The sequence below is a fragment of the Acidovorax sp. GW458-11-26-14-TSB4 genome, from assembly GCF_059423865.1.
Genome location: NZ_JBWKYR010000003.1, coordinates 150,027 through 169,854, shown reverse-complemented (window position 1 = coordinate 169,854; position 19,828 = coordinate 150,027). Strand labels below are relative to the sequence as shown.

The window sequence follows — 19,828 nt, the reverse complement described above, 5'->3', positions numbered from 1 at the left end:
CTGCCCTTTTTTCCCCTGAAACCCACCTGCCGAAAGGACTGCCATGCAACACGAGAAACCCATGCCCCGCCTTGCCCACCCGAACCGCCGCGAATCCCTCCAATCCCTCGCGGCGCTCGGCGTTGCAGGCACCCTGGGCGGCTGGGCGCTGCAGGCGAACGCACAGGCCCCGCTCACCGTGGGCGTGATCTATGTGGGCCCGCGCGACGACTACGGCTACAACCAGGCCCATGCCCAGGCGGCGGCCGAGCTCAAGAAGATGCCCGGCGTGAAGGTGGTCGAAGAAGAGAACGTACCCGAAACCGCCGCCGTGCAGAAGACCATGACCGGCATGATCGCGCAGGACGGCGCCAAGCTGCTGTTCCCCACCTCGTTCGGCTACTTCGACCCGCACCTGCTGGCCCTGGCCGCCAAGTACCCGGACGTGCGCTTTTCGCACTGCGGCGGCATGTGGACCGAGGGCAAGCACCCCAAGAACGCGGGCAGCTTCTTCGGCTACATCGACGAGTGCCAGTACCTCAACGGCGTGGTGGCCGGCCACATGAGCAAGAGCGGCAAGATCGCCTTCATCGCGGCCAAACCCATCCCGCAGGTGCTGCGCAACATCAACGCCTTCACGCTGGGGGCGCGCTCGGTCAAGCCGGGCATCACCTGCAGCGTGATCTTCACGGGCGAATGGTCCATGGCCGTCAAGGAGGCCGAGGCCACCAACAGTCTGGCCGACCAGGGCTGCGACGTGTTCACCATGCATGTGGACGGGCCCAAGGTCATCGTGGAGACCGCGGCCAAGCGCGGCAAGATGGTCTGCGGCTACCACGCCAGCCAGGCCAAGCTGGCGCCCCAGGCCTACCTGACGGGGGCCGAGTGGAACTGGCTCACGGCCTACACCACCATCATCGAGGCGGCGCGCACCGGCAAGCCGCACCCCAACTTCCTGCGCGGGGGCCTGAAGGAAGGCTTCGTGAAGATGTCGGCCTACGGCCCGGCCGTGAGCGATGCGGCGAAGAAGCAGGCCGACGAGACCAAGGCGAAGATGGTCGCGGGCGGCTTCGACATCTTCAAGGGCCCGCTCAAGACCAACAAGGGCAAGGAGGTCATCGCCAGCGGCAAGTCGTTCAAGCAGACCGACCTGGAGCTGGAAAAGATGGACTACCTGGTCGAAGGCGTCCTGGGTTCTTTCTGAGCGAAGGACTGCCATGCATCCGGCCGCCAAGGACATCCTCCTGCCTGTTGCCGCCATTGCCCTGGCGCTGCTGCTGTTCGGCGGCTTCGTCGGCTTTGCCGGCGTGAACCCGCTGGACGTGTGGGCGACGCTGTTCAAGGGCGCCTTCGGCGACTGGTTCTCGTGGCAGAACACCTTGCAGCGCGCCGCGCCGCTGATGCTCACCGCCCTGTGCGTGGCGCTGCCCGCGCGCGCTGGCCTCACGGTGATCGGGGGCGAAGGCGCGCTGGTGCTCGGCGGCCTGGCCGCCGCGGCCCTGCCCATGGCCGTGGCCCTGCCCACCAACGCGGCAGGCACGGTGCTGGCCTGTGCCGCTGGCGCGGTGGCCGGCGCGCTGTGGATCATGCTGGCGGGCTGGCTGCGCCAGTACCGCGGCATCAACGAGACCATCAGCAGCCTGCTGCTGTCGTACGTGGCAATCGGCCTGTTCAAGCACTTCGTGGAAGGTGCGCTGCGCGACCCGGCCAGCCTGAACAAGCCGGCCACGCCCAGCCTCGATCCCGGACTGCTGATCGGCGGTATCGCCGGGTCCGACGTGCACTGGGGCCTGGTGCTGGGTGTGCTGGCCTGCGTGGCGCTGGGCCTGTGGCTGCACTTCACGGCCTCGGGCTTCTCGGTGCGCGTGGTGGGCGGCAACCCGCGCGCGGCACAACTCGTGGGCCTTCCGGCCACGCGCCTGGTGCTGCTGGCCTGCGCCCTGGGCGGTGCGGCGGCCGGCCTGGCCGGCGCGGTGGAAGTGGCGGCCGTGCACACCAATGCCAACGGGGCGTTGATCGCGGGCTATGGCTATGCAGGCATCCTCGTGGCGTTCATCGCACGGCACAACCCGGTGGCCATCATCCCGGTGGCCATCGTGTTCGGCGGCTTCGGCGCAGCGGGCAGCCTGCTGCAGCGGCGCCTGGGCCTGCCCGATGCCTCGGTGATGGTGTTGCAGGGCATTGCCTTCGTGCTGATCCTGGCCAGCGAGGCGCTGCGCGACGTGGATTGGCGGACCTGGTGGGCCCAGCGCCGCAAGCGGTCCGAGGACACCGGAACCACCCCGGCACCGACTGCCCACGTGGAGGCGATATGAGCACAGACCAATGGATTGCCCTCGTCGCCGCCATCGTGGGCGGGGCCCTGCGCGTGGGCGTGCCCTTCCTGTTCGTGAGCCTGGGCGAATGCCTCACCGAAAAATCGGGCCGCATCAACCTGGGGCTGGAGGGCGTGCTGGTGCTCTCGGCCATGGCGGCCTTCGGCGGCGCCTACCTCACGGGCTCGCCCTGGCTGGGCGTGCTGGCCGGTGCTGCTGCTGGTGCCCTGCTGGCCACGCTGCACGGCGTGCTGTGCTCGCTGCCGCGCGTGAACGACGTGGCCACCGGCATCGCGCTGATGCTGCTGGGCACGGGCCTGGCTTTCTACCTGGGCAAGCCGCTGATCCAGCCGCAGGCCCCGCAGATCCCCGCCCTGCCGCTGGGTAGCTGGAGCGACTCACCGGTGGTGCAGTCGGCCCTGCAGGTCAATGCCCTGCTGCCACTGGGTATCGTGCTGGCCGTGGTCCTCTGGTGGGCCTTTGCGCGCACGCGCTGGGGCCTGCTGGTGCGGCTGGCGGGCGACTCGGCCAACGCCACGCGTGCCCTGGGCTACTCGGTGCCGGGCATCCGCATCGCTGCCACGGCGGCGGGCGGCTTCATCGCCGGGCTGGGCGGCGCCTCGCTGACCCTGTTCTACCCCGGCAGCTGGAACGAGGGCATCTCCAGCGGCCAGGGCCTGATCGCCGTGGCGCTGGTGATCTTCGCGCGCTGGAGCCCCCTGCGCTGCCTGGTGGCGGCCCTGCTGTTCGGCGGCGCCGGCGCCATCGGCCCGGCCCTGCAGTCGGTCGGTGTGGGCTGGGGCTACCACCTTTTCAACACCGTGCCCTATGTGCTGACCCTGCTCATCCTGGTGGTGACCTGCAAGCCCGGCAGTGTCGCGGCCGGCAGCCCCGGTGAGCTGTCTTCAACCAAATAAGCGCTAAGGAGCGACCCTCGTGACCAGCCCCATTACCCGCCATGTCCAGGCCAACCCCTATGCCTGGCCCTACAACGGCGACCTGCGCCCGGACAACACGGCGCTGCTCTTGATCGACATGCAGACCGACTTCTGCGGCATCGGCGGCTATGTGGACGTGATGGGCTACGACATCGCCCTCACGCGGGCGCCCATCGCGCCGCTGCAGCGCCTTCTGCCGGCGATGCGCGCGCAGGGATTTCGCATCATCCACACCCGCGAGGGGCACCGGCCCGACCTGGCCGACCTGCCGGCCAACAAGCGCTGGCGCTCGCGCCAGATCGGCAAGGACGGCCTGGGCATCGGCGATGCCGGGCCCTGCGGGCGCATCCTGGTGCGCGGCGAGCCGGGTTGGGAGCTGATCCCCGAACTCGCGCCGCTGCCCGGCGAGGTGGTGATCGACAAGCCCGGCAAAGGCTCGTTCTACGCCACCGACCTGGACATGGTGCTCCACCTGGCGGGCGTGCAGAACCTCGTCCTCGCCGGCATCACCACCGACGTCTGCGTGCACACCACCATGCGCGAGGCCAATGACCGGGGCTACGAGTGCCTGCTGCTCTCGGACTGCACGGCCGCCACCGATCCGGCCAACCACCAGGCCGCATTGAACATGGTGACCATGCAGGGCGGCGTGTTCGGGGCGCATGCCACTTCGGCCGATCTGTTGATGGCCTTGGAATAGCCCTCAAGGAACCACGCCATGTCCGACCACCTGCCCGACCACCCCATTGGCGCCCTGCCCTCCGGCACCGGCGCGCTGGCGCTGGAGACCTGGAACCTGACCAAGCGCTTTGGCAGCTTCACCGCCATGGACCGCGTGAGCATGCGCGTGGAACCCGGCAGCGTGCATGCCCTGCTGGGCGAGAACGGCGCGGGCAAGAGCACGCTGGTGAAATGCGTGGCCGGCTTCCAGCGCGCCGAGGAAGGCGCCATCCTGATCGACGGGCGCGAGCAGGCCATCGCCAACCCCATCGTCGCACGCAGCCTGGGCATCGGCATGGTCTACCAGCACTTCACGCTGGCGCCGGGCATGACGGTGGCCGAGAACCTGCTGCTGGCCGCCGGCCAGACCCCGGCGGTGATCGACTGGCGCGCCAAGCGGGCCGAACTGCAGGCCTTTCTGACCACCACGCCCTTCCGGCTGGACCTGGATGCCCGACCTTCGGAACTGGCGGCCGGCGAAAAGCAGAAACTCGAACTGCTCAAGCAGCTGTACCTGCGCCCACGGCTGTTGATACTGGACGAGCCCACCTCGGTGCTGACCCCACAGGAGGCCGACGAGGTGCTGGGCCATGTGCGCGCCTTTGCGCAGAGCGGGCAGTGCAGCGTCGTCATCATCACGCACAAGTTCCGCGAAGTCATGGCCTATGCCGACGCCGTGACTGTGCTGCGCCGGGGCCAGGCCGTGCACCATGGCCGCGTGGCCGATACCGGGCCACAGGCCCTGGCCCAGGCCATGATGGGGGAGACCGCCAACGCCCCGTCCATCACCGTCCGCCCGGCGCCGGCTGCCGACACCGGTGCCACGCCGGGCGAGGTCGCACTGCAGGTGCAGGGCCTGCAGGCCCCGGGCGACCGAGGTACGCTGGCCTTGCCGGGCCTGGACCTCGTGGTGCGCCGGGGCGAGGTGCTGGGTGTGGCCGGCGTATCGGGCAATGGCCAGCGCGAACTGGTCGAGGCCCTGGTGGGCCAGCGCCCGCGCCTGGCCGGCCGGGTGCAGGTGCTGGGCCGGGACTACACCGCCACGCGCACGCAGAACCGCGAACTCAAGGTACGCAGCCTGCCCGAGGAGCCGCTGCGCAACGCCTGCGTGGGCGACCTGTCGGTGGCCGAGAACATGGCCCTGCGCGACTTCGACCAGCCGCCGCTGCGCCGCGGCGGCGTGCTGCGCTTTGCCGCCTGGCGCAGCCGCGCGCGCGAGTGGATCGCAGGCTATGGCGTCAAGACCCAGGGCGAGGGCGCGCCCATCCGCAGCCTGTCGGGCGGCAACGTGCAGCGCGCGGTGCTGGCGCGCGAGCTGGCAGGCGACATCAATGTGCTGATCGCGGCCAACCCGGTGTTCGGGCTGGACTTCGCGGCCGTGGCCGAGATCCATGCCCGCATCCTGGGCGTGCGCGAGCGCGGCGGGGCCGTGCTGCTGATCAGCGAAGACCTGGACGAACTGCTGGAGCTGGCCGACCGCATCGTGGTCATGAGCGAGGGCCGCATCGTCCATGAAACCCCGGCCTCCATTGCCGAGCGCCATGTGCTGGGCGCCTACATGGGCGGCGGGCACGAGCACACACGCCACCAGGAAGCGGCATGAGCCCGACGACCACCCTCCACGCCAACCCTTTCGACTACCGCTTCGCGCTGGCGCACACCGCGCTGGTCATCATCGACATGCAGCGCGATTTCATCGAGCCCGGTGGCTTTGGCGAGACCCTGGGCAACGATGTGTCGCTGCTCGAAGCCATCGTGCCCGCCTGCCAGGCCGTACTGTCCGCCTGGCGCGCCGCAGGCGGCCTGGTGGTGCACACGCGCGAATCGCACCGGCCCGACCTGTCGGACTGCCCGCCCGCCAAGCGGCTGCGCGGCAACCCGCAGCTGCGCATCGGCGACGAAGGGCCCATGGGCCGCATCCTGGTCGCGGGCGAGCCGGGCAACCAGATCATCCCGGCCCTGGCCCCGTTGGAGGGCGAGATCGTGGTCGACAAGCCCGGCAAGGGCATGTTCTACGCCACCGGCCTGCACGAAACCCTGCAGGCGCGCGGCATCACCCACCTCGTCTTCATGGGCGTGACCACCGAAGTCTGCGTGCAGACCAGCATGCGCGAGGCCAACGACCGGGGCTACGATGGCCTGCTGCTGGAAGACTGCACCGAGAGCTACTTCCCGCATTTCAAGGCGGCCGCCATCGAGATGCTGCGCGCCCAGGGCGCCATCGTCGGGTGGACAGCCCCATCAGCGGCCTTGCTGTCGGCATTGGCTGACCTTCCCTCCGCTTCGTAGTTGCTAAAGTCGCCTTGTGCAGACACCCGCCCTCCCCCTGTCCAAGACCAAACCGGCCCGCAGCTCGCGCGCCGACGATGTGTACGCCCAGCTCAAGCGCGACGTGGGCGAGTTCAAGCTGGTGCCCGGCGACCGCTTCACCGAAAACGAGATCTGCGAGCGCCTGGGCGTCTCGCGCACCCCCGTGCGCCAGGCACTGGTACGCCTGCAGCAGGAGGGCTATGTGGAGGTGCTGTTTCGCAGCGGCTGGCGCGTGCTGCCCTTCGACTTCGACCAGTTCGAGCAGCTCTACGACCTGCGCATGGTGCTGGAGACCACGGCCGTGCACCGCCTGTGCGACGAGGGGGCCGGCGCGCTCAAGTCCATGCCGGTGGACCACCGGCTGCTCGACGAACTCAACCGCATCTGGCTGGTGCCGGTGGCCGAGCGCAGCACCGACACCCTGCAGGTGGCCGCGTGGGACGAGGCCTTCCACTGCGCGCTGGTGCGCGCGGCCGGCAATGCCGAGATGACGCGCGTGCACCGCGACGTGACCGAGCGCATCCGCATCATCCGCCGGCTCGACTTCACGCAGCAGGCGCGCATCGAGGCGACCTACGACGAGCACGCCACCATCCTCAAGGCCATCCGCGCCCACCGCGGCGACCAGGCCGCCATGCTGCTGCGCGCCCACATCCAGACCAGCCAGGCAGAGGTGCGCAAGATCACGCTGCACCAGGTGCACATGGCGCGCCTGGGGCCCAATGCCGGGTAAGTGACACAATCTGCGGGTTGCGGGGCTATGGCAGCAGTCGCAGCCCCGCCCACCTACCGAACGAGGAGATGCCATGCGCTTGAAGTTCTCTGCCGCCGCCCTCTTCCTGGCCACCGCCCTGTCGGCCCAGGCCCAGAACGTCAAGGTGACGCCGCTGGGCGGCATCGAGGGCGAACTGTGCCCTCAGGACCGGGCCCTGGTCTTCGAAGACCCCAATGGCACGCGCATCCTGTACGACCCTGGCCGCACGGTGGCAGGGGCCGGCGACCCGCGGCTGGGCAAGATCGACATCATCCTCGTGAGCCACATGCATGGCGACCACGTGGGCAATGCGCACAACAAGGCACCGAATTCCGGAACCTGTGCCAGCCCCGACATGTCCGTCTCGGCCCTGCCCAACTCCAGCGTGGTGAACATCGCGCTGGCCAAGAAATCGAAGATCGTGACCGGCAGCGAGATGCCGCCCTTCTTCGCGGCCAAGCTCAAGGCCAATGGCGGCGACCCGGCCAATTCCATGCTGGCGCGCTTCGGCGGCAGCGTCACCGTCAGTGGGGTGCGCATCGCCACGGTGACGGCCGTACACAGCAACGGCGTGGACCCGGACTACATCGGCGGCCAACTGGGCGACGCGATGAAGGCGGCCGGCATCGCCGGCGACGTGGGCCTGGCCACGGGCTATGTGCTGACCTTCAGCAACGGCCTCGTGGCCTACCTGTCGGGGGACACGGGCATCACCGCCGACCAGGAGCGCGTGGTGCGCGACTACTACAAGGCCAGGCTGGCGGTGATGAACATCGGCGACGGCTTCAGCACCGGCCCCGCCGAAGCCGCGTACGTGATCAACGACCTGGTCAAGCCCGCCACCGTGATCGCATCCCACGTCAACGAGGTCGGCACGGTGGACGGCGTGGTGCGCCCGGGCAGCAAGACCGAGGCCTTCATCAAGGCCTCGCGCGTGCCGGTGGTGGTGCCGCTGTCAGGACGAACCATGGAGTTCACGGCGGCCGGCACCTGCTCAGCCGGTTGCGGCAAGGCCCACAATTGAGCGCGTCGCAATGAAAAAACCCTTGCAGGCCGTAAGCCTGCAAGGGTTTCGAATTGGTGGGAGATGCAAGTTTCGAACTTGCGACCCCTGCAGTGTGAATGCAGTGCTCTACCCCTGAGCTAATCTCCCGCAGCGCCATCCTTCGTGCGAAGGACTTTGCCGTGGTTTGCTTGTCTGCGAGCGAGATGGTGGGAGATGCAAGTTTCGAACTTGCGACCCCTGCAGTGTGAATGCAGTGCTCTACCCCTGAGCTAATCTCCCGTTGTCGCTGCGACAAGCCTTAGATTATAGAACAGTTTTTCAGGCCGTTTGGAATTTTCGCCAGATTGTTTTGCCATTGCTCGCCTTGTCGATCTGCGTGAGCACCTCGGCGTGCGAGGCCACTTCCTGTTCGCTGGCAGGCAAGACAGGCAACACCAGGCTGCGCAGATCGATGGCAGCCACGCTGATGCCACCAGCGCTGTCGTCGGTCTCGTCGATGACCAGCAACGCATCCTGCCCGCGCGTCATGTTGATGTAGACGTCGGCCAGCAGCTCGGCATCGAGCAAGGCGCCGTGCAGCGTACGGCCCGAGTTGTCCACTTCCAGCCGGTCGCACAGCGCATCGAGCGAGTTGCGCTTGCCGGGGAACATCTCCTTGGCCATGGCCAGGGTGTCGGTCACGCTGGCGACATAGGTCTTGAGTGGCGGGCGGCCCGTGAGTTCGAGCTCCTTGTTCAGGAAGCCCACGTCGAAGGCCGCGTTGTGGATGATGATCTCGGCGCCCTGCAGGTACGCGAGGATGTCCGGGGCCAGCTCGGCGAACTTGGGCTTGTCGCGCAGGAACTCGTTGCTGATGCCGTGCACCTTGAGCGCGTCCTCGTGGCTGTCGCGCCCCGGGTTGAAGTAGAAGTGCAGGTTGTTGCCCGTGAGCTTGCGGTTGAGCAGCTCCACGCAACCGAGTTCGATGATGCGGTCGCCGCCCTCGGCCGAGAGGCCGGTGGTTTCGGTGTCGAGAACGATCTGCCGGGTCATTTCAATGGTTTTCCTTGGCGTGGTTGATCGTGTACTTGGGGATTTCCACGGTCACATCGGTTTGCGCCAGGATGGCCTGGCACGACAGGCGCGATTGTGGCTCCAGGCCCCAGGCGCGGTCCAGCAGGTCTTCCTCTTCTTCCTCGGCATCGTTGAGCGAGGACAGGCCCTGGCGCACGATGACGTGGCAGGTGGTGCAGGCGCAGCTCATGTCGCAGGCATGCTCGATGTCGATGTGGTTGTCCAGCATGGCCTCGCAGATCGAGGTGCCGGCGGGCGCGGTGATCTCGGCGCCGGCGGGGCAGTATTCCGGGTGGGGCAGGATTCTGATGACGGGCATGGTGGGCGTCTTGTTCTTGTGGGGTGTGTGAAGGGCTCAGAAGGACTGCACGTTGCGGCCTGCCAGCGCCTGCTGGATGCCGCGGTTCATGCGCTGCGCGGCAAAGGCCTCGGTGCCCTTGGCCAGAGCCTCGGTGGCGGCCTCGATCACGGCGGCGTCGTCGGACTCGCGCTGCTGGCCCAGGGCCTTCATCAGGGCGTCAATGTCGGCGCGCTCGGTGGCCGACAGCACATCGCCATCGGCATCGAGCGCGCTCTGTGTGGCCAGCAGCATGCGGTCGGCATCCACGCGGGCCTCGACCACGGCGCGGGCGCGCATGTCTTGCGCGGCGGTGGCAAAGCCGTCCTGCAGCATGCGGGCGATCTCGTCGTCCGACAGGCCATAGGAGGGCTTCACGTCGATTCGCGCCTCCACGCCGCTGCCCTGCTCCTTGGCGCTCACGCTCAAGAGGCCGTCGGCATCGACGGTGAAGGTCACGCGGATGCGCGCGGCGCCGGCCGCCATGGGCGGAATGCCGCGCAGCTCGAATCGCGCCAGGCTGCGGCAGTCCTGCACCAGGTCACGCTCGCCCTGCAGCACGTGGATGGCCAGGGCCGTCTGGCCGTCCTTGTAAGTGGTGAAGTCCTGCGCCTTGGCGGTGGGAATGGTCTCGTTGCGCGCCACGATGCGCTCCACCAGGCCGCCCATGGTCTCGATGCCCAGTGACAGCGGGATCACATCGAGCAGCAGCAGGTCGCCGGCGGTGTTGTTGCCGGCCAGCTGGTTGGCCTGGATGGAAGCGCCCAAGGCCACCACCTCGTCGGGGTTCAGGTTGGTGAGCGGTTCGGTGCCAAAGAACTCGGCCACGGCGCGCTGCACCTGCGGCATGCGGGTGGAGCCGCCGACCATGACCACGCCCTGCACTTCGTCGCGCGTGAGCTGCGCATCGCGCAGCGCGCGGCGCACGGCCCCCATGGAGCGCGTGGTCAGGTGGGCCGTGGCGGCCTCGAAATCGGCACGCGACACGGCGTGCTGAACGCCCTCGCCCGCCAGCTGCGCGCTGAAGGTGGCGCTGTCCGCGGCGCTCAGCGCCTCCTTGCAGGCACGGGCCGCCATGCGGGCCGCGACCTTGTCGCCCGGGGTCTCGGCACTGCGGCCCAGTTGCTGCAGCACCCAGTCGGCCAGCGCGGCGTCGTAGTCATCCCCACCCAGGGCCGAGTCACCACCGGTGGCGATGACCTCGAACACGCCCTGCGTGAGCCGCAGGATGGAGATGTCGAAGGTGCCGCCGCCCAGGTCGTACACGGCATAGACGCCTTCGCTGGCGTTGTCGAGGCCGTAGGCGATCGCGGCAGCCGTGGGCTCGTTGATCAGGCGCAGCAGGTGGATGCCAGCCAATTGGGCCGCATCCTTGGTGGCCTGGCGCTGAGCGTCGTCGAAGTACGCGGGCACGGTGATCACGGCGCCGTACAGGTCGTCGTTGAAGGTGTCCTCCGCACGGTAGCGCAGCGTGGCCAGGATCTCGGCACTCACCTCCACGGGCGACTTGACGCCGCCCACGGTCGCCAGGCTTACCATGCCCTGGGCGCCATCGGCCGACGCCACGAAGTCGTAGGGCAGCTTGCCGGCATCGGCCACGTCCTTGAGGCCACGCCCCATGAAGCGCTTGGCCGATGAGATGGTGTTGCGCGGGTCGTGCGCTTGCGCGGCCACGGCGTCGTGCCCGATCTGGCGGCCGCCTTTGTCCAGGTAACGCACCACCGAAGGCAGCAGCACCCGGCCCTGGTCGTCGGGCAGGCATTCGGCCACACCGTTGCGCACGGCGGCCACCAGGGAATGCGTGGTCCCGAGGTCGATGCCCACGGCAATGCGCCGCTGGTGCGGGTCGGGGGACTGGCCGGGTTCGGAGATCTGCAAAAGCGCCATGGCGTGTTGAATTCTTGTCGTCGTGTTCTTGGTGTCCCTGGGCCCGCCTCGCGGCCCGGGGGAAGGGGCTGGCTCTATTGTCCCAGTTGATCCCGGCGGCGCTCGATATCCTCGCCAAATCGCGCAATGAACATGAGGGCTCTGACCTCTCGGGCCGCCCCCGGGGCATCGCCCGCCTCATCGAGCAACTGGCCGCAGCGGGCCAATGCAGTGCGGCGGGCCTGCTGCACCTCGTCGTCCAGCGCATCCAGCGCCGCTTCGCCCTCGGCATCGTCCAGCGCTTCGCGCCACTCCATCTGCTGCATCAGGAAGGCCGCCGGCATGGCCGTGTTGTCCTCGGCGCGGATGGGCGCACCGCGCAGCTCGCACAAATAGGCGGCACGGCGCAGCGGGTCTTTCAGGCGCTGGTAGGCCTCGTTGATGCGCACCGACCACTGCATGGCCACGCGCTGGGCTGCTGCCCCCTGGGCGGCGAACCTGTCGGGGTGGGCTTCGCGCTGCAGCTCCTTCCAGCGCGCGTCGATGGCGCTGCGCTCCTGCGCGAAGCGCTGCGCCAGGCCGAACAGTTCGAAATCGTCGGATTGCAGGTTCATGGAGGGGAATGGGTCAAGAAAAAACCGCCAGCACGAGTGCGTGCGATGGCGGTTTGGCTGGGCGCATCAACGCAGGCTTGATCGCCTGCCTGGGCCTAGACGCGGAAGCTCTCGCCGCAACCGCAGCGGTCACGCTCGTTGGGGTTGTTGAACTTGAAGCCCTCGTTCAGGCCCTCGCGCACGAAGTCCAACTCCGTGCCATCGATGTAGGCCAGGCTCTTGGGATCGATCAGCACCTTCACGCCGTGGTTCTCGAACACCACGTCCTCCGGCTCGGTATCGTCCACGTACTCGAGCTTGTAGGCCAGGCCCGAGCAGCCCGTGGTCTTGACGCCCAGGCGCACGCCCAGCCCCTTGCCGCGGCGGCTCAGGTAGCGGGTCACGTGCCGCGCAGCGGCTTCGGTCAGCGTGATGGCCATGGTCGATCAGGCGGTCACAGCCGCAGCGTGCTTGGTCTTGTAGTCGAGCACGGCGGCCTTGATGGCATCTTCCGCGAGGATGGAGCAGTGGATCTTGACGGGCGGCAGGGCCAGCTCTTCGGCGATCACGCTGTTCTTGAGGGCTGCCGCTTCGTCCAGCGTCTTGCCCTTGACCCATTCGGTCACGAGCGAGGACGAGGCGATGGCCGAGCCGCAGCCATAGGTCTTGAAGCGCGCGTCTTCGATCACGCCGGTCTCGGGGTTCACCTTGATCTGCAGCTTCATCACGTCGCCGCAGGCGGGCGCGCCCACCATGCCGGTGCCCACCGACTCGTCACCCTTGTCGAACGAGCCCACATTGCGGGGGTTCTCGTAATGGTCAACCACTTTGTCTGAATAAGCCATGATGTCTACCTCTTCAATTCTTCAATGCAATTCGGTCGGTCGGTGCGTCAGTGGGCGGCCCACTGGATGGTGCTGATGTCCACGCCATCCTGGTACATCTCCCACAGCGGGCTCAGCTCGCGCAGGCGGGCGACGTTTTCGCGGATGGTGGCGATCGCGTAGTCGATCTCTTCCTCGGTCGTGAAACGGCCGATGGTCATGCGCAGGCTGCTGTGGGCCAGCTCGTCGCTGCGGCCCAGGGCGCGCAGCACGTAGCTCGGCTCCAGGCTGGCGGAGGTGCAGGCGGAACCCGACGACACGGCCAGGCCCTTGATGCCCATGATGAGCGACTCGCCTTCGACGTAGTTGAAGCTCATGTTCAGGTTCTGCGGCACGCGGCGTTCCATGCTGCCGTTGATGAACACCTGCTCGATGTCCTTCAGGCCGTTGAGCAGGCGCTGCTGCAGCGCATGGGCCTTGGCATTGGACTCGGCCATTTCTTCCTTGGCGATGCGGAAGGCCTCGCCCATGCCCACGATCTGGTGCGTGGGCAAGGTGCCCGAACGCATGCCGCGCTCATGGCCGCCACCGTGCATCTGCGCTTCCAGGCGCACGCGGGGCTTGCGGCGCACATACAGAGCGCCCACGCCCTTGGGGCCGTAGGTCTTGTGCGCGGTCATGCTCATCAGGTCGATGGGCAGGGTGTTCATGTCGATCTCGACGCGGCCGGTGGCCTGCGCCGCATCCACGTGCAGCAGCACACCCTTCTCACGGCACAGCGCGCCGATGGCCGGGATGTCCTGGATAACGCCAATCTCGTTGTTCACGAACAGGATGCTCACCAGGATGGTGTCGGGGCGGATGGCGGCCTTCAGGGCCTCCAGGTCCACCAGACCGTCTTCCTTGACGTCCAGGTAGGTGGCTTCGAAACCCTGGCGCTCCAGCTCGCGCATGGTGTCCAGCACGGCCTTGTGCTCGGTCTTGAGCGTGATCAGGTGCTTGCCCTTGCCCTTGTAGAACTGGGCCGCGCCCTTCAAGGCCAGGTTGATCGATTCGGTGGCGCCGCTGGTCCAGACGATCTCACGCGGGTCGGCATGGATCAGGTCTGCCACCTGCACGCGGGCCTTTTCCACCGCCTCTTCCGCCTCCCAGCCCCAGGCGTGGCTGCGCGATGCCGGGTTGCCGAAGTGCTCGCGCAACCAGGGGATCATGGCGTCCACGACGCGGGGATCCACCGGGGTGGTAGCGCCGTAGTCGAGGTAAATGGGAAAGTGTGGAGTCATGGCGTGGCTGGCTCAGGAAGTTGCTGGCTGGACGGGCTTGCAAACAACGAACGAAGAACAGTTGGACAGTTGGTTACAGAATCAGGAGACGTTCAGGGCGGTGCCGACCCCAGGGCCGGCAAGGTGCATCTGGCGGTCAGGACTTGGCGAAAACGTTGCCGAGCGCGAACACCGAATTCGGGGCATTCACACGGATCGGCTTGACCACGGGGGTCGTCGAGATGGCACGGCGCACGACCGGCTTGTCCTCGATCTGGACGCCCTTGGCCAGTTGTTCTTCCACCAGCTTTTGCAGCGTGACGGAATCGAGGAACTCGACCATGCGCTGGTTCAGCGATGCCCACAGCTCGTGCGTCATGCAACGGCCGGCTTCGCCCAGGCAGTTTTCCTTGCCGCCGCATTGGGTGGCATCAATGGGTTCGTCCACGGAAACAATGATGTCGGCCACGGTGATGTCGCCGGCCTTGCGGGCCAGCGTATAGCCGCCGCCGGGGCCACGGGTGGATTCCACCAGCTCGTGGCGGCGCAGCTTGCCGAACAGCTGTTCCAGGTAGGACAGCGAAATCTGCTGGCGCTGGCTGATCGCAGCCAGCGTGACGGGTCCGTTGTTCTGGCGCAGGGCCAGGTCAATCATGGCGGTGACCGCAAAACGGCCTTTGGTAGTGAGACGCATCGCAAGCTCCTTGTGCTAAGGCTTGTTCGTTGTAGAAACTGCCGACTGCAGGCTGTTGGCCAGCAACGACACCGTCTCCGCCCCTTACTCCACACGGTTACCCGGTGCGGAGCCCTTCATCTTGTGGGCTTTTGTTCTTGAGTAGTTTGTAGGAGTATAGCACAAATCCCTATTGAATCAGTCGGGATAAGAAACCAGCGGGTCACTATTTCCCCATACGCGTTTTTACGGACAGCCCTTCGCCCTGCAGTGCGCCCTGTCCCTCAGGTCGGGGCGCACCACGCTCTCTACAAGGCCACGGAATCGTTGCCATGCGCACCGAAGGCCTGGTCCTTCAGCCGCGTGAGCTGGTCGCGTACACGCGCCGCCTGCTCGAACTCTAGGTTGCGCGCATGGTCGAGCATGAGCTTCTCGAGCCGCTTGATCTCGCGCGCCACATCCTTCTCGGACATGTCCTCCACCTTGGCGCGCTGCAGGGTTTCCTGCTCCAGCCGCTCGGCGTCCTTGCCCGCTTTTTCGCTGTACACACCGTCAATCAGGTCTCTTACCCTCTTGACAATGCTGCGCGGCGTGATCCCGTGTGCCTCGTTGTGTGCGATCTGTTTGGCGCGCCGGCGTTCCGTCTCGTCCATGGCTTTTTTCATGGAGTCGGTGATGCGGTCGGCGTACAGGATGGCGTGGCCGTTCATGTTGCGCGCCGCCCGGCCGATGGTCTGGATCAGGCTGCGCTCGGCACGCAGAAAACCTTCCTTGTCCGCGTCGAGGATGGCCACCAGCGAGACCTCGGGGATATCGAGCCCCTCGCGCAGCAGGTTGATGCCCACCAGCACGTCGAAGGCGCCCAGGCGCAGGTCGCGGATGATCTCCACGCGCTCCACCGTGTCCACGTCGCTGTGCAGGTAGCGCACCTTGACGCCGTTGTCCGTGAGGTAGTCGGTCAGCTGCTCGGCCATGCGCTTGGTCAGCGTGGTGATGAGCACGCGCTCGTGCTTCTCGGCGCGGATGCGGATCTCCTGCAGCACATCGTCCACCTGGTGGGTGGCCGGGCGCACCTCCACCACCGGGTCGACCAGGCCCGTGGGGCGCACCACCTGGTCCACCACCTGGCCGGCGTGCTGCTTTTCGTAGTCGGCCGGCGTGGCCGAGACGAAGACCACCTGGCGCATGCGCTGCTCGAATTCCTCGAACTTGAGCGGCCGGTTGTCCAGCGCCGAGGGCAGGCGAAACCCATACTCCACCAGCGTGGTCTTGCGCGAGCGGTCGCCGCTGTACATGGCATTGAGCTGGCCAATCATCTGGTGGCTCTCGTCCAGGAACATCAGCGCGTTCTTGGGCATGTAGTCGGTCAGCGTGCTCGGCGGGTCGCCCGGCGCGGCGCCCGACAGGTGGCGCGTGTAGTTCTCGATGCCCTTGCAGTGCCCTACTTCGCTGAGCATCTCCAGGTCGAAGCGGGTGCGCTGCTCAAGCCGCTGGGCCTCCACCAGCTTGCCGTCGTCCAGCAGTTGCTTGAGGCGCTCGGCCAGCTCGATCTTGATGGTCTCCACGGCAGCCAGCACCTTGTCGCGCGGCGTCACGTAATGGCTGCTGGGATAGACGGTGAAGCGCGGGATCTTCTGCTTGACCCGGCCCGTGAGCGGGTCGAACAGCTGCAGGCTCTCGATCTCGTCGTCGAACAGCTCGATGCGGATGGCCAGCTCCGAGTGCTCGGCCGGGAACACGTCGATGGTGTCGCCGCGCACGCGGAACTTGCCGCGCGAGAAATCGGCCTCGTTGCGCTGGTACTGCATGCGGATGAGCTGGGCGATCACGTCGCGCTGGCCCAACTTGTCGCCGGTGCGCAAGGTCATCACCATGCGGTGGTAGCTTTCGGGCTCGCCGATGCCGTAGATGGCCGAGACCGTGGCCACGATGACCACGTCGGTGCGCTCCATCAGGCTCTTGGTGCACGACAGGCGCATCTGCTCGATGTGCTCGTTGATGGCGCTGTCCTTCTCGATGAACAGGTCGCGCTGGGGCACATAGGCCTCGGGCTGGTAGTAGTCGTAGTAGCTCACGAAATACTCCACGGCGTTCTTCGGGAAGAACTCGCGGAACTCGCTGTACAACTGCGCAGCCAGCGTCTTGTTGGGCGCGAAAACGATGGCCGGGCGGCCCATGCGGGCGATCACGTTGGCCATGGTGAAGGTCTTGCCCGAGCCCGTCACACCGAGCAGGGTCTGGAAGGCCTCGCCGTCGTTCAGGCCTTCGACCAGCTTGTCGATGGCCTCGGGCTGGTCGCCTGCTGGCGGGTAGGGCTGGAACAGCTCGAACGGCGAATCGGGAAAGCGCACGAACTCGCCTTCTTGCGCGTCCGACATGACTTCTGAAATATCCGGCATGGGGTGTGTCAACGGTTGCGGGGGGCCGCCCGTTAAAATCGGTGGAACCCGGCACAGTACACCACGCCTGGATTCTTCGCTACTGACAACCTTTCAAGGATTTTCATGTCTCTGTTCACCGCCGTCGAAATGGCACCCCGCGACCCCATCCTGGGCCTCAACGAGCAATTTGCTGCCGACACCAACCCCAACAAGGTCAACCTGGGTGTGGGCGTGTATTTCGACGACAACGGCAAGCTGCCCCTGCTGCAGTGCGTGCAGGCCGCCGAAAAGACCATGATGTCGGCCCCCACCGCCCGCGGCTACCTGCCCATCGACGGCATCGTGGCCTATGACAACGCCGTCAAGGCCCTGGTCTTCGGCGCGGACAGCGAGCCCGTGGCCTCCGGCCGCGTGGCCACCGTGCAGGCCATCGGCGGCACCGGCGGCCTGAAGATCGGCGCCGACTTCCTGAAGAAGGTCAGCCCCAACGCCAAGGTACTGATCTCCGATCCGAGCTGGGAAAACCACCGCGCGCTGTTCACCAACGCCGGCTTCGAGGTCGACACCTATGCCTATTACGACGCCGAAAAGCGCGGCGTGAACTTCGAAGGCTTCCTGGCCAGCCTGAATGCGGCCGCCGCCGGCACCATCGTCGTGCTGCACGCCTGCTGCCACAACCCCACCGGCTACGACATCACCGCCGCGCAGTGGGACCAGGTGATCGCCGCCGTCAAGGCCAGGGGCCTGACCCCCTTCCTGGACATGGCCTACCAGGGCTTCGGCCACGGCATCGCCGAAGACGGTGCGGTGATCGGCAAGTTCGTGGCCGCCGGCCTCACGTTCTTCGTCTCCACCTCGTTCAGCAAGAGCTTCAGCCTGTACGGCGAACGCGTGGGCGGCCTGTCAGTGCTGTGCAAGGACAAGGAAGAAGCCGGCCGCGTGCTGAGCCAGCTCAAGATCGTGATCCGCACGAACTACTCCAACCCACCCATCCATGGCGGCGCCGTGGTGGCTGCCGTGCTGGGCAACCCCGAGCTGCGCGCCCTGTGGGAGAAGGAACTGGCCGAAATGCGCGTGCGCATCAAGGCCATGCGCCAGAAGCTGGTGGACGGCCTGAAGGCCGCTGGCGTGAAGCAGGACATGTCCTTCATCACCACCCAGATCGGCATGTTCAGCTACTCGGGCCTGACCAAGGACCAGATGGTGCGCCTGCGCAACGAGTTCGGCGTGTACGGCACCGACACCGGCCGCATGTGCGTTGCCGCCCTGAACAGCAAGAACATCGACTACGTCTGCCAATCCATCGCAAAGGTTGTCTGATTGGGACGCTGAAGCGGCGCTGCAGCGCCGCTTTGTGAGCGAAGCGCTCCAGAACCCGCACAACGCGGCCCTTCTGGAGCGTTTGCCGCTTCTGGGCCTGCCCGATGCCTGGCTGGTCGCGGGCTGCCTGTTCCAGACCGTCTGGAACCTGCACGCAGGCCATGCGCCCGAGGCGCACATCAAGGACTACGACCTTTTCTACTTTGACGCGGACGACCTGTCCGCCGAAGGCGAAGCAGCCATGCAGGCACGCGCGGAGGCGCTGTTCGCCGACCTGCCCATCACCGTGGAAGCCAAGAACCAGGCGCGCGTGCACCTGTGGTACGAGGAATGGTTCGGCTACCCCTACACCGCCCTCACGTCGGCGCGCGACGGGATTGGCCGCTTTCTGGTGCCGTGCACCTGCGTGGGCCTGCAGCCCGCTCCGTCAGGCCCGGCACTGCACGCGCCGTATGGGCTCGATGAGCTGTATGCCGGCATCCTGCGGCCCAACCCTCCCTGCCCGCACCTGCCGCTGTTCGATGCCAAGGCCGCGAGCTACCAGCAGCGCTGGCCGTGGCTGCAGATACAGCGCTAACCCCACAACACCGAGCGCATCGAAATAGATGCCGACTGGAAGCCCGTGTTGAAGAAACGCGGCATCTCGGTGGACTGCACCGCCCCCGCCGCATACAGCAGCGGCAGGTAATGCTCATGCGTGGGGTGGGCCTGCTTCGCCACGGGGCCGAGCTGCAGGAAGCTGGCCAGTGCATCGAGCTGGCCCTGCTTGATCTGGTCCTGCACCACCCCATCGAACTCGTTGGCCCAGTCGTAGGCCTCGTTGGCGGCCGTGCCCCGGCGTGTGGCGCGCAGGTTGTGCACCACATTGCCGCTGCCCACGATGAGCACGCCACGCTCGCGCAGGGCCGCCAGCTGCTTGCCCAGGGCATAGTGCTCGGCCGGGGCGCGGCTGTAGTCCATGCTCAGCTGCAGCACGGGGATCTGCGCCTTGGGGAACATGGGCTTGAGCACCGACCAGGTGCCGTGGTCCAGGCCCCACTCGCTCTCGTCCACGCCCAGCGCGGCCCCGGTGGCCGGTGATTTCAACTCCTTGGCCAGCGTGCGCGCCACGGCGGGGGCACCGGGCGCGGGATACTGCTGGTCGAACAGCGCCTGCGGGAAGCCGCCGAAATCGTGGATGGTCTTGGGGTTGGCCATGCCCGTGAGCTGCCAGCCGCCGCGCGTAAGCCAGTGGGCCGAGATGCACAGAATCAGCTGCGGCTGCACCGCGCGCGCCATCAGCTCCGTGCCCAGCGCCTGCCAGGCCCGGCGCCAGGCGTTGTCCTCGATGGCATTCATGGGACTGCCATGGCCGAGGAACAGCACCGGCATGCGCGGCGACGGCTTGAGGGCTTGCAACGCGGGCAAGGAGGCGGCACTGCTCAGCGAAGTCACGGTCATCACTCCCGGAAAAGCGGCCAGACCCGCGAGGGCGGCCAAAGAGGTTCTGCGTTGCAT

General features: G+C 67.0%; 20 protein-coding genes and 2 tRNA genes. 10 read left to right on the top strand and 12 right to left on the bottom strand.

Annotated features, from left to right (window positions below):
• The first annotated feature begins 43 nt into the window (after positions 1 to 43).
• From AC07X5_RS09435 to AC07X5_RS09400, 8 genes are all read left to right on the top strand, one after another.
• A complete protein-coding gene (locus AC07X5_RS09435; protein ID WP_494769905.1) occupies positions 44 to 1,183 on the top strand; it encodes a BMP family ABC transporter substrate-binding protein in 1,140 nt (379 codons plus the stop codon).
• Positions 1,184 to 1,196: 13 nt separating this feature from the next.
• Positions 1,197 to 2,294: an ABC transporter permease gene (locus tag AC07X5_RS09430; protein WP_494769904.1), complete on the top strand. Its 1,098-nt coding sequence runs from the start codon at positions 1,197 to 1,199 to the stop codon at positions 2,292 to 2,294.
• Positions 2,291 to 3,211, top strand: a complete 921-nt coding sequence (locus tag AC07X5_RS09425; RefSeq protein WP_409956891.1) for an ABC transporter permease — start codon at positions 2,291 to 2,293, stop codon at positions 3,209 to 3,211. The genes AC07X5_RS09430 and AC07X5_RS09425 overlap by 4 nt, the downstream gene beginning before the upstream one ends.
• A gap of 19 nt (positions 3,212 to 3,230) precedes the next feature.
• Complete coding sequence (gene biuH, locus AC07X5_RS09420) at positions 3,231 to 3,932, top strand: biuret amidohydrolase (protein ID WP_494769903.1); 702 nt, start codon at positions 3,231 to 3,233, stop codon at positions 3,930 to 3,932.
• Between the two features lie 18 nt (positions 3,933 to 3,950).
• On the top strand, positions 3,951 to 5,555 hold the full coding sequence (locus AC07X5_RS09415) for an ABC transporter ATP-binding protein (RefSeq protein ID WP_494769902.1): 1,605 nt from the start codon (positions 3,951 to 3,953) through the stop codon (positions 5,553 to 5,555).
• The gene (locus AC07X5_RS09410; RefSeq protein WP_494769901.1) at positions 5,552 to 6,241 is read left to right on the top strand and encodes a cysteine hydrolase family protein; all 690 of its coding nucleotides are present in this window, start codon (positions 5,552 to 5,554) and stop codon (positions 6,239 to 6,241) included. The genes AC07X5_RS09415 and AC07X5_RS09410 overlap by 4 nt, the downstream gene beginning before the upstream one ends.
• 16 nt (positions 6,242 to 6,257) lie before the next feature.
• Positions 6,258 to 6,995 (top strand): GntR family transcriptional regulator, encoded by a 738-nt coding sequence (locus tag AC07X5_RS09405; protein WP_409956898.1) that lies wholly within the window; start codon positions 6,258 to 6,260, stop codon positions 6,993 to 6,995.
• Positions 6,996 to 7,068: 73 nt separating this feature from the next.
• Positions 7,069 to 8,040 (top strand): MBL fold metallo-hydrolase, encoded by a 972-nt coding sequence (locus AC07X5_RS09400; RefSeq protein ID WP_494769900.1) that lies wholly within the window; start codon positions 7,069 to 7,071, stop codon positions 8,038 to 8,040.
• A 54-nt stretch (positions 8,041 to 8,094) separates the two neighbouring features.
• Here AC07X5_RS09400 and AC07X5_RS09395 read toward each other — a convergent pair.
• The 11 genes from AC07X5_RS09395 to uvrB all read right to left on the bottom strand — a co-directional run bounded on the left by AC07X5_RS09395 (position 8,095) and on the right by uvrB (position 17,029).
• A tRNA-Val gene (locus AC07X5_RS09395) sits at positions 8,095 to 8,169 on the bottom strand.
• Between the two features lie 57 nt (positions 8,170 to 8,226).
• Positions 8,227 to 8,301 (bottom strand) — tRNA-Val (locus AC07X5_RS09390).
• A gap of 39 nt (positions 8,302 to 8,340) precedes the next feature.
• Positions 8,341 to 9,054 carry a DNA polymerase III subunit epsilon gene (gene dnaQ / locus AC07X5_RS09385; RefSeq protein ID WP_409956902.1) on the bottom strand — a complete coding sequence of 238 codons (714 nt, stop codon included), beginning with the start codon at positions 9,052 to 9,054 and terminating at the stop codon, positions 8,341 to 8,343.
• A gap of 1 nt (position 9,055) precedes the next feature.
• Positions 9,056 to 9,394, bottom strand: a complete 339-nt coding sequence (gene fdx / locus AC07X5_RS09380) for an ISC system 2Fe-2S type ferredoxin (protein WP_057203111.1) — start codon at positions 9,392 to 9,394, stop codon at positions 9,056 to 9,058.
• 36 nt (positions 9,395 to 9,430) lie between these two features.
• On the bottom strand, positions 9,431 to 11,299 hold the full coding sequence (gene hscA / locus AC07X5_RS09375) for a Fe-S protein assembly chaperone HscA (protein ID WP_494769899.1): 1,869 nt from the start codon (positions 11,297 to 11,299) through the stop codon (positions 9,431 to 9,433).
• A gap of 74 nt (positions 11,300 to 11,373) precedes the next feature.
• The gene (gene hscB, locus AC07X5_RS09370; RefSeq protein WP_409956906.1) at positions 11,374 to 11,892 is read right to left on the bottom strand and encodes a Fe-S protein assembly co-chaperone HscB; all 519 of its coding nucleotides are present in this window, start codon (positions 11,890 to 11,892) and stop codon (positions 11,374 to 11,376) included.
• Between the two features lie 95 nt (positions 11,893 to 11,987).
• Positions 11,988 to 12,311: an iron-sulfur cluster assembly protein IscA gene (gene iscA, locus AC07X5_RS09365; RefSeq protein WP_184855850.1), complete on the bottom strand. Its 324-nt coding sequence runs from the start codon at positions 12,309 to 12,311 to the stop codon at positions 11,988 to 11,990.
• 6 nt (positions 12,312 to 12,317) lie between these two features.
• Complete coding sequence (gene iscU / locus AC07X5_RS09360; RefSeq protein ID WP_007851274.1) at positions 12,318 to 12,716, bottom strand: Fe-S cluster assembly scaffold IscU; 399 nt, start codon at positions 12,714 to 12,716, stop codon at positions 12,318 to 12,320.
• A gap of 47 nt (positions 12,717 to 12,763) precedes the next feature.
• On the bottom strand, positions 12,764 to 13,978 hold the full coding sequence (locus AC07X5_RS09355; protein ID WP_494769898.1) for an IscS subfamily cysteine desulfurase: 1,215 nt from the start codon (positions 13,976 to 13,978) through the stop codon (positions 12,764 to 12,766).
• Positions 13,979 to 14,114: 136 nt separating this feature from the next.
• A complete protein-coding gene (iscR, locus tag AC07X5_RS09350; RefSeq protein ID WP_007851285.1) occupies positions 14,115 to 14,651 on the bottom strand; it encodes a Fe-S cluster assembly transcriptional regulator IscR in 537 nt (178 codons plus the stop codon).
• Between the two features lie 287 nt (positions 14,652 to 14,938).
• Positions 14,939 to 17,029 (bottom strand): excinuclease ABC subunit UvrB, encoded by a 2,091-nt coding sequence (uvrB, locus tag AC07X5_RS09345; RefSeq protein WP_494769897.1) that lies wholly within the window; start codon positions 17,027 to 17,029, stop codon positions 14,939 to 14,941.
• A 105-nt stretch (positions 17,030 to 17,134) separates the two neighbouring features.
• Here uvrB and AC07X5_RS09340 point away from each other — a divergent pair, with 105 nt between their 5' ends.
• On the top strand, positions 17,135 to 18,331 hold the full coding sequence (locus AC07X5_RS09340) for an amino acid aminotransferase (protein WP_409956914.1): 1,197 nt from the start codon (positions 17,135 to 17,137) through the stop codon (positions 18,329 to 18,331).
• A gap of 34 nt (positions 18,332 to 18,365) precedes the next feature.
• Positions 18,366 to 18,908 carry a nucleotidyltransferase family protein gene (locus AC07X5_RS09335; protein ID WP_494769896.1) on the top strand — a complete coding sequence of 181 codons (543 nt, stop codon included), beginning with the start codon at positions 18,366 to 18,368 and terminating at the stop codon, positions 18,906 to 18,908.
• On the opposite strand, the gene ygiD is transcribed toward AC07X5_RS09335, so the two are convergent.
• Positions 18,905 to 19,771, bottom strand: coding sequence for a 4,5-DOPA-extradiol-dioxygenase (gene ygiD, locus AC07X5_RS09330; protein ID WP_494770092.1), 867 nt, complete (start codon positions 19,769 to 19,771; stop codon positions 18,905 to 18,907). The genes AC07X5_RS09335 and ygiD overlap by 4 nt on opposite strands.
• Between the last annotated feature and the right edge of the window lie 57 nt (positions 19,772 to 19,828).

Coding starts and splice junctions, on each gene's coding strand:
- AC07X5_RS09410 (WP_494769901.1), top strand. CDS start 5,552: ATGAGCCCGACGACCACCCTCCACGCCAACCCTTTCGACTACCGCTTC.
- iscU (WP_007851274.1), bottom strand. CDS start 12,716: ATGGCTTATTCAGACAAAGTGGTTGACCATTACGAGAACCCCCGCAAT.
- AC07X5_RS09400 (WP_494769900.1), top strand. CDS start 7,069: ATGCGCTTGAAGTTCTCTGCCGCCGCCCTCTTCCTGGCCACCGCCCTG.
- AC07X5_RS09430 (WP_494769904.1), top strand. CDS start 1,197: ATGCATCCGGCCGCCAAGGACATCCTCCTGCCTGTTGCCGCCATTGCC.
- AC07X5_RS09340 (WP_409956914.1), top strand. CDS start 17,135: ATGTCTCTGTTCACCGCCGTCGAAATGGCACCCCGCGACCCCATCCTG.
- uvrB (WP_494769897.1), bottom strand. CDS start 17,029: ATGCCGGATATTTCAGAAGTCATGTCGGACGCGCAAGAAGGCGAGTTC.
- iscR (WP_007851285.1), bottom strand. CDS start 14,651: ATGCGTCTCACTACCAAAGGCCGTTTTGCGGTCACCGCCATGATTGAC.
- hscB (WP_409956906.1), bottom strand. CDS start 11,892: ATGAACCTGCAATCCGACGATTTCGAACTGTTCGGCCTGGCGCAGCGC.
- fdx (WP_057203111.1), bottom strand. CDS start 9,394: ATGCCCGTCATCAGAATCCTGCCCCACCCGGAATACTGCCCCGCCGGC.
- AC07X5_RS09415 (WP_494769902.1), top strand. CDS start 3,951: ATGTCCGACCACCTGCCCGACCACCCCATTGGCGCCCTGCCCTCCGGC.
- AC07X5_RS09425 (WP_409956891.1), top strand. CDS start 2,291: ATGAGCACAGACCAATGGATTGCCCTCGTCGCCGCCATCGTGGGCGGG.
- hscA (WP_494769899.1), bottom strand. CDS start 11,299: ATGGCGCTTTTGCAGATCTCCGAACCCGGCCAGTCCCCCGACCCGCAC.
- AC07X5_RS09435 (WP_494769905.1), top strand. CDS start 44: ATGCAACACGAGAAACCCATGCCCCGCCTTGCCCACCCGAACCGCCGC.
- dnaQ (WP_409956902.1), bottom strand. CDS start 9,054: ATGACCCGGCAGATCGTTCTCGACACCGAAACCACCGGCCTCTCGGCC.
- iscA (WP_184855850.1), bottom strand. CDS start 12,311: ATGGCCATCACGCTGACCGAAGCCGCTGCGCGGCACGTGACCCGCTAC.
- ygiD (WP_494770092.1), bottom strand. CDS start 19,771: ATGACCGTGACTTCGCTGAGCAGTGCCGCCTCCTTGCCCGCGTTGCAA.
- AC07X5_RS09355 (WP_494769898.1), bottom strand. CDS start 13,978: ATGACTCCACACTTTCCCATTTACCTCGACTACGGCGCTACCACCCCG.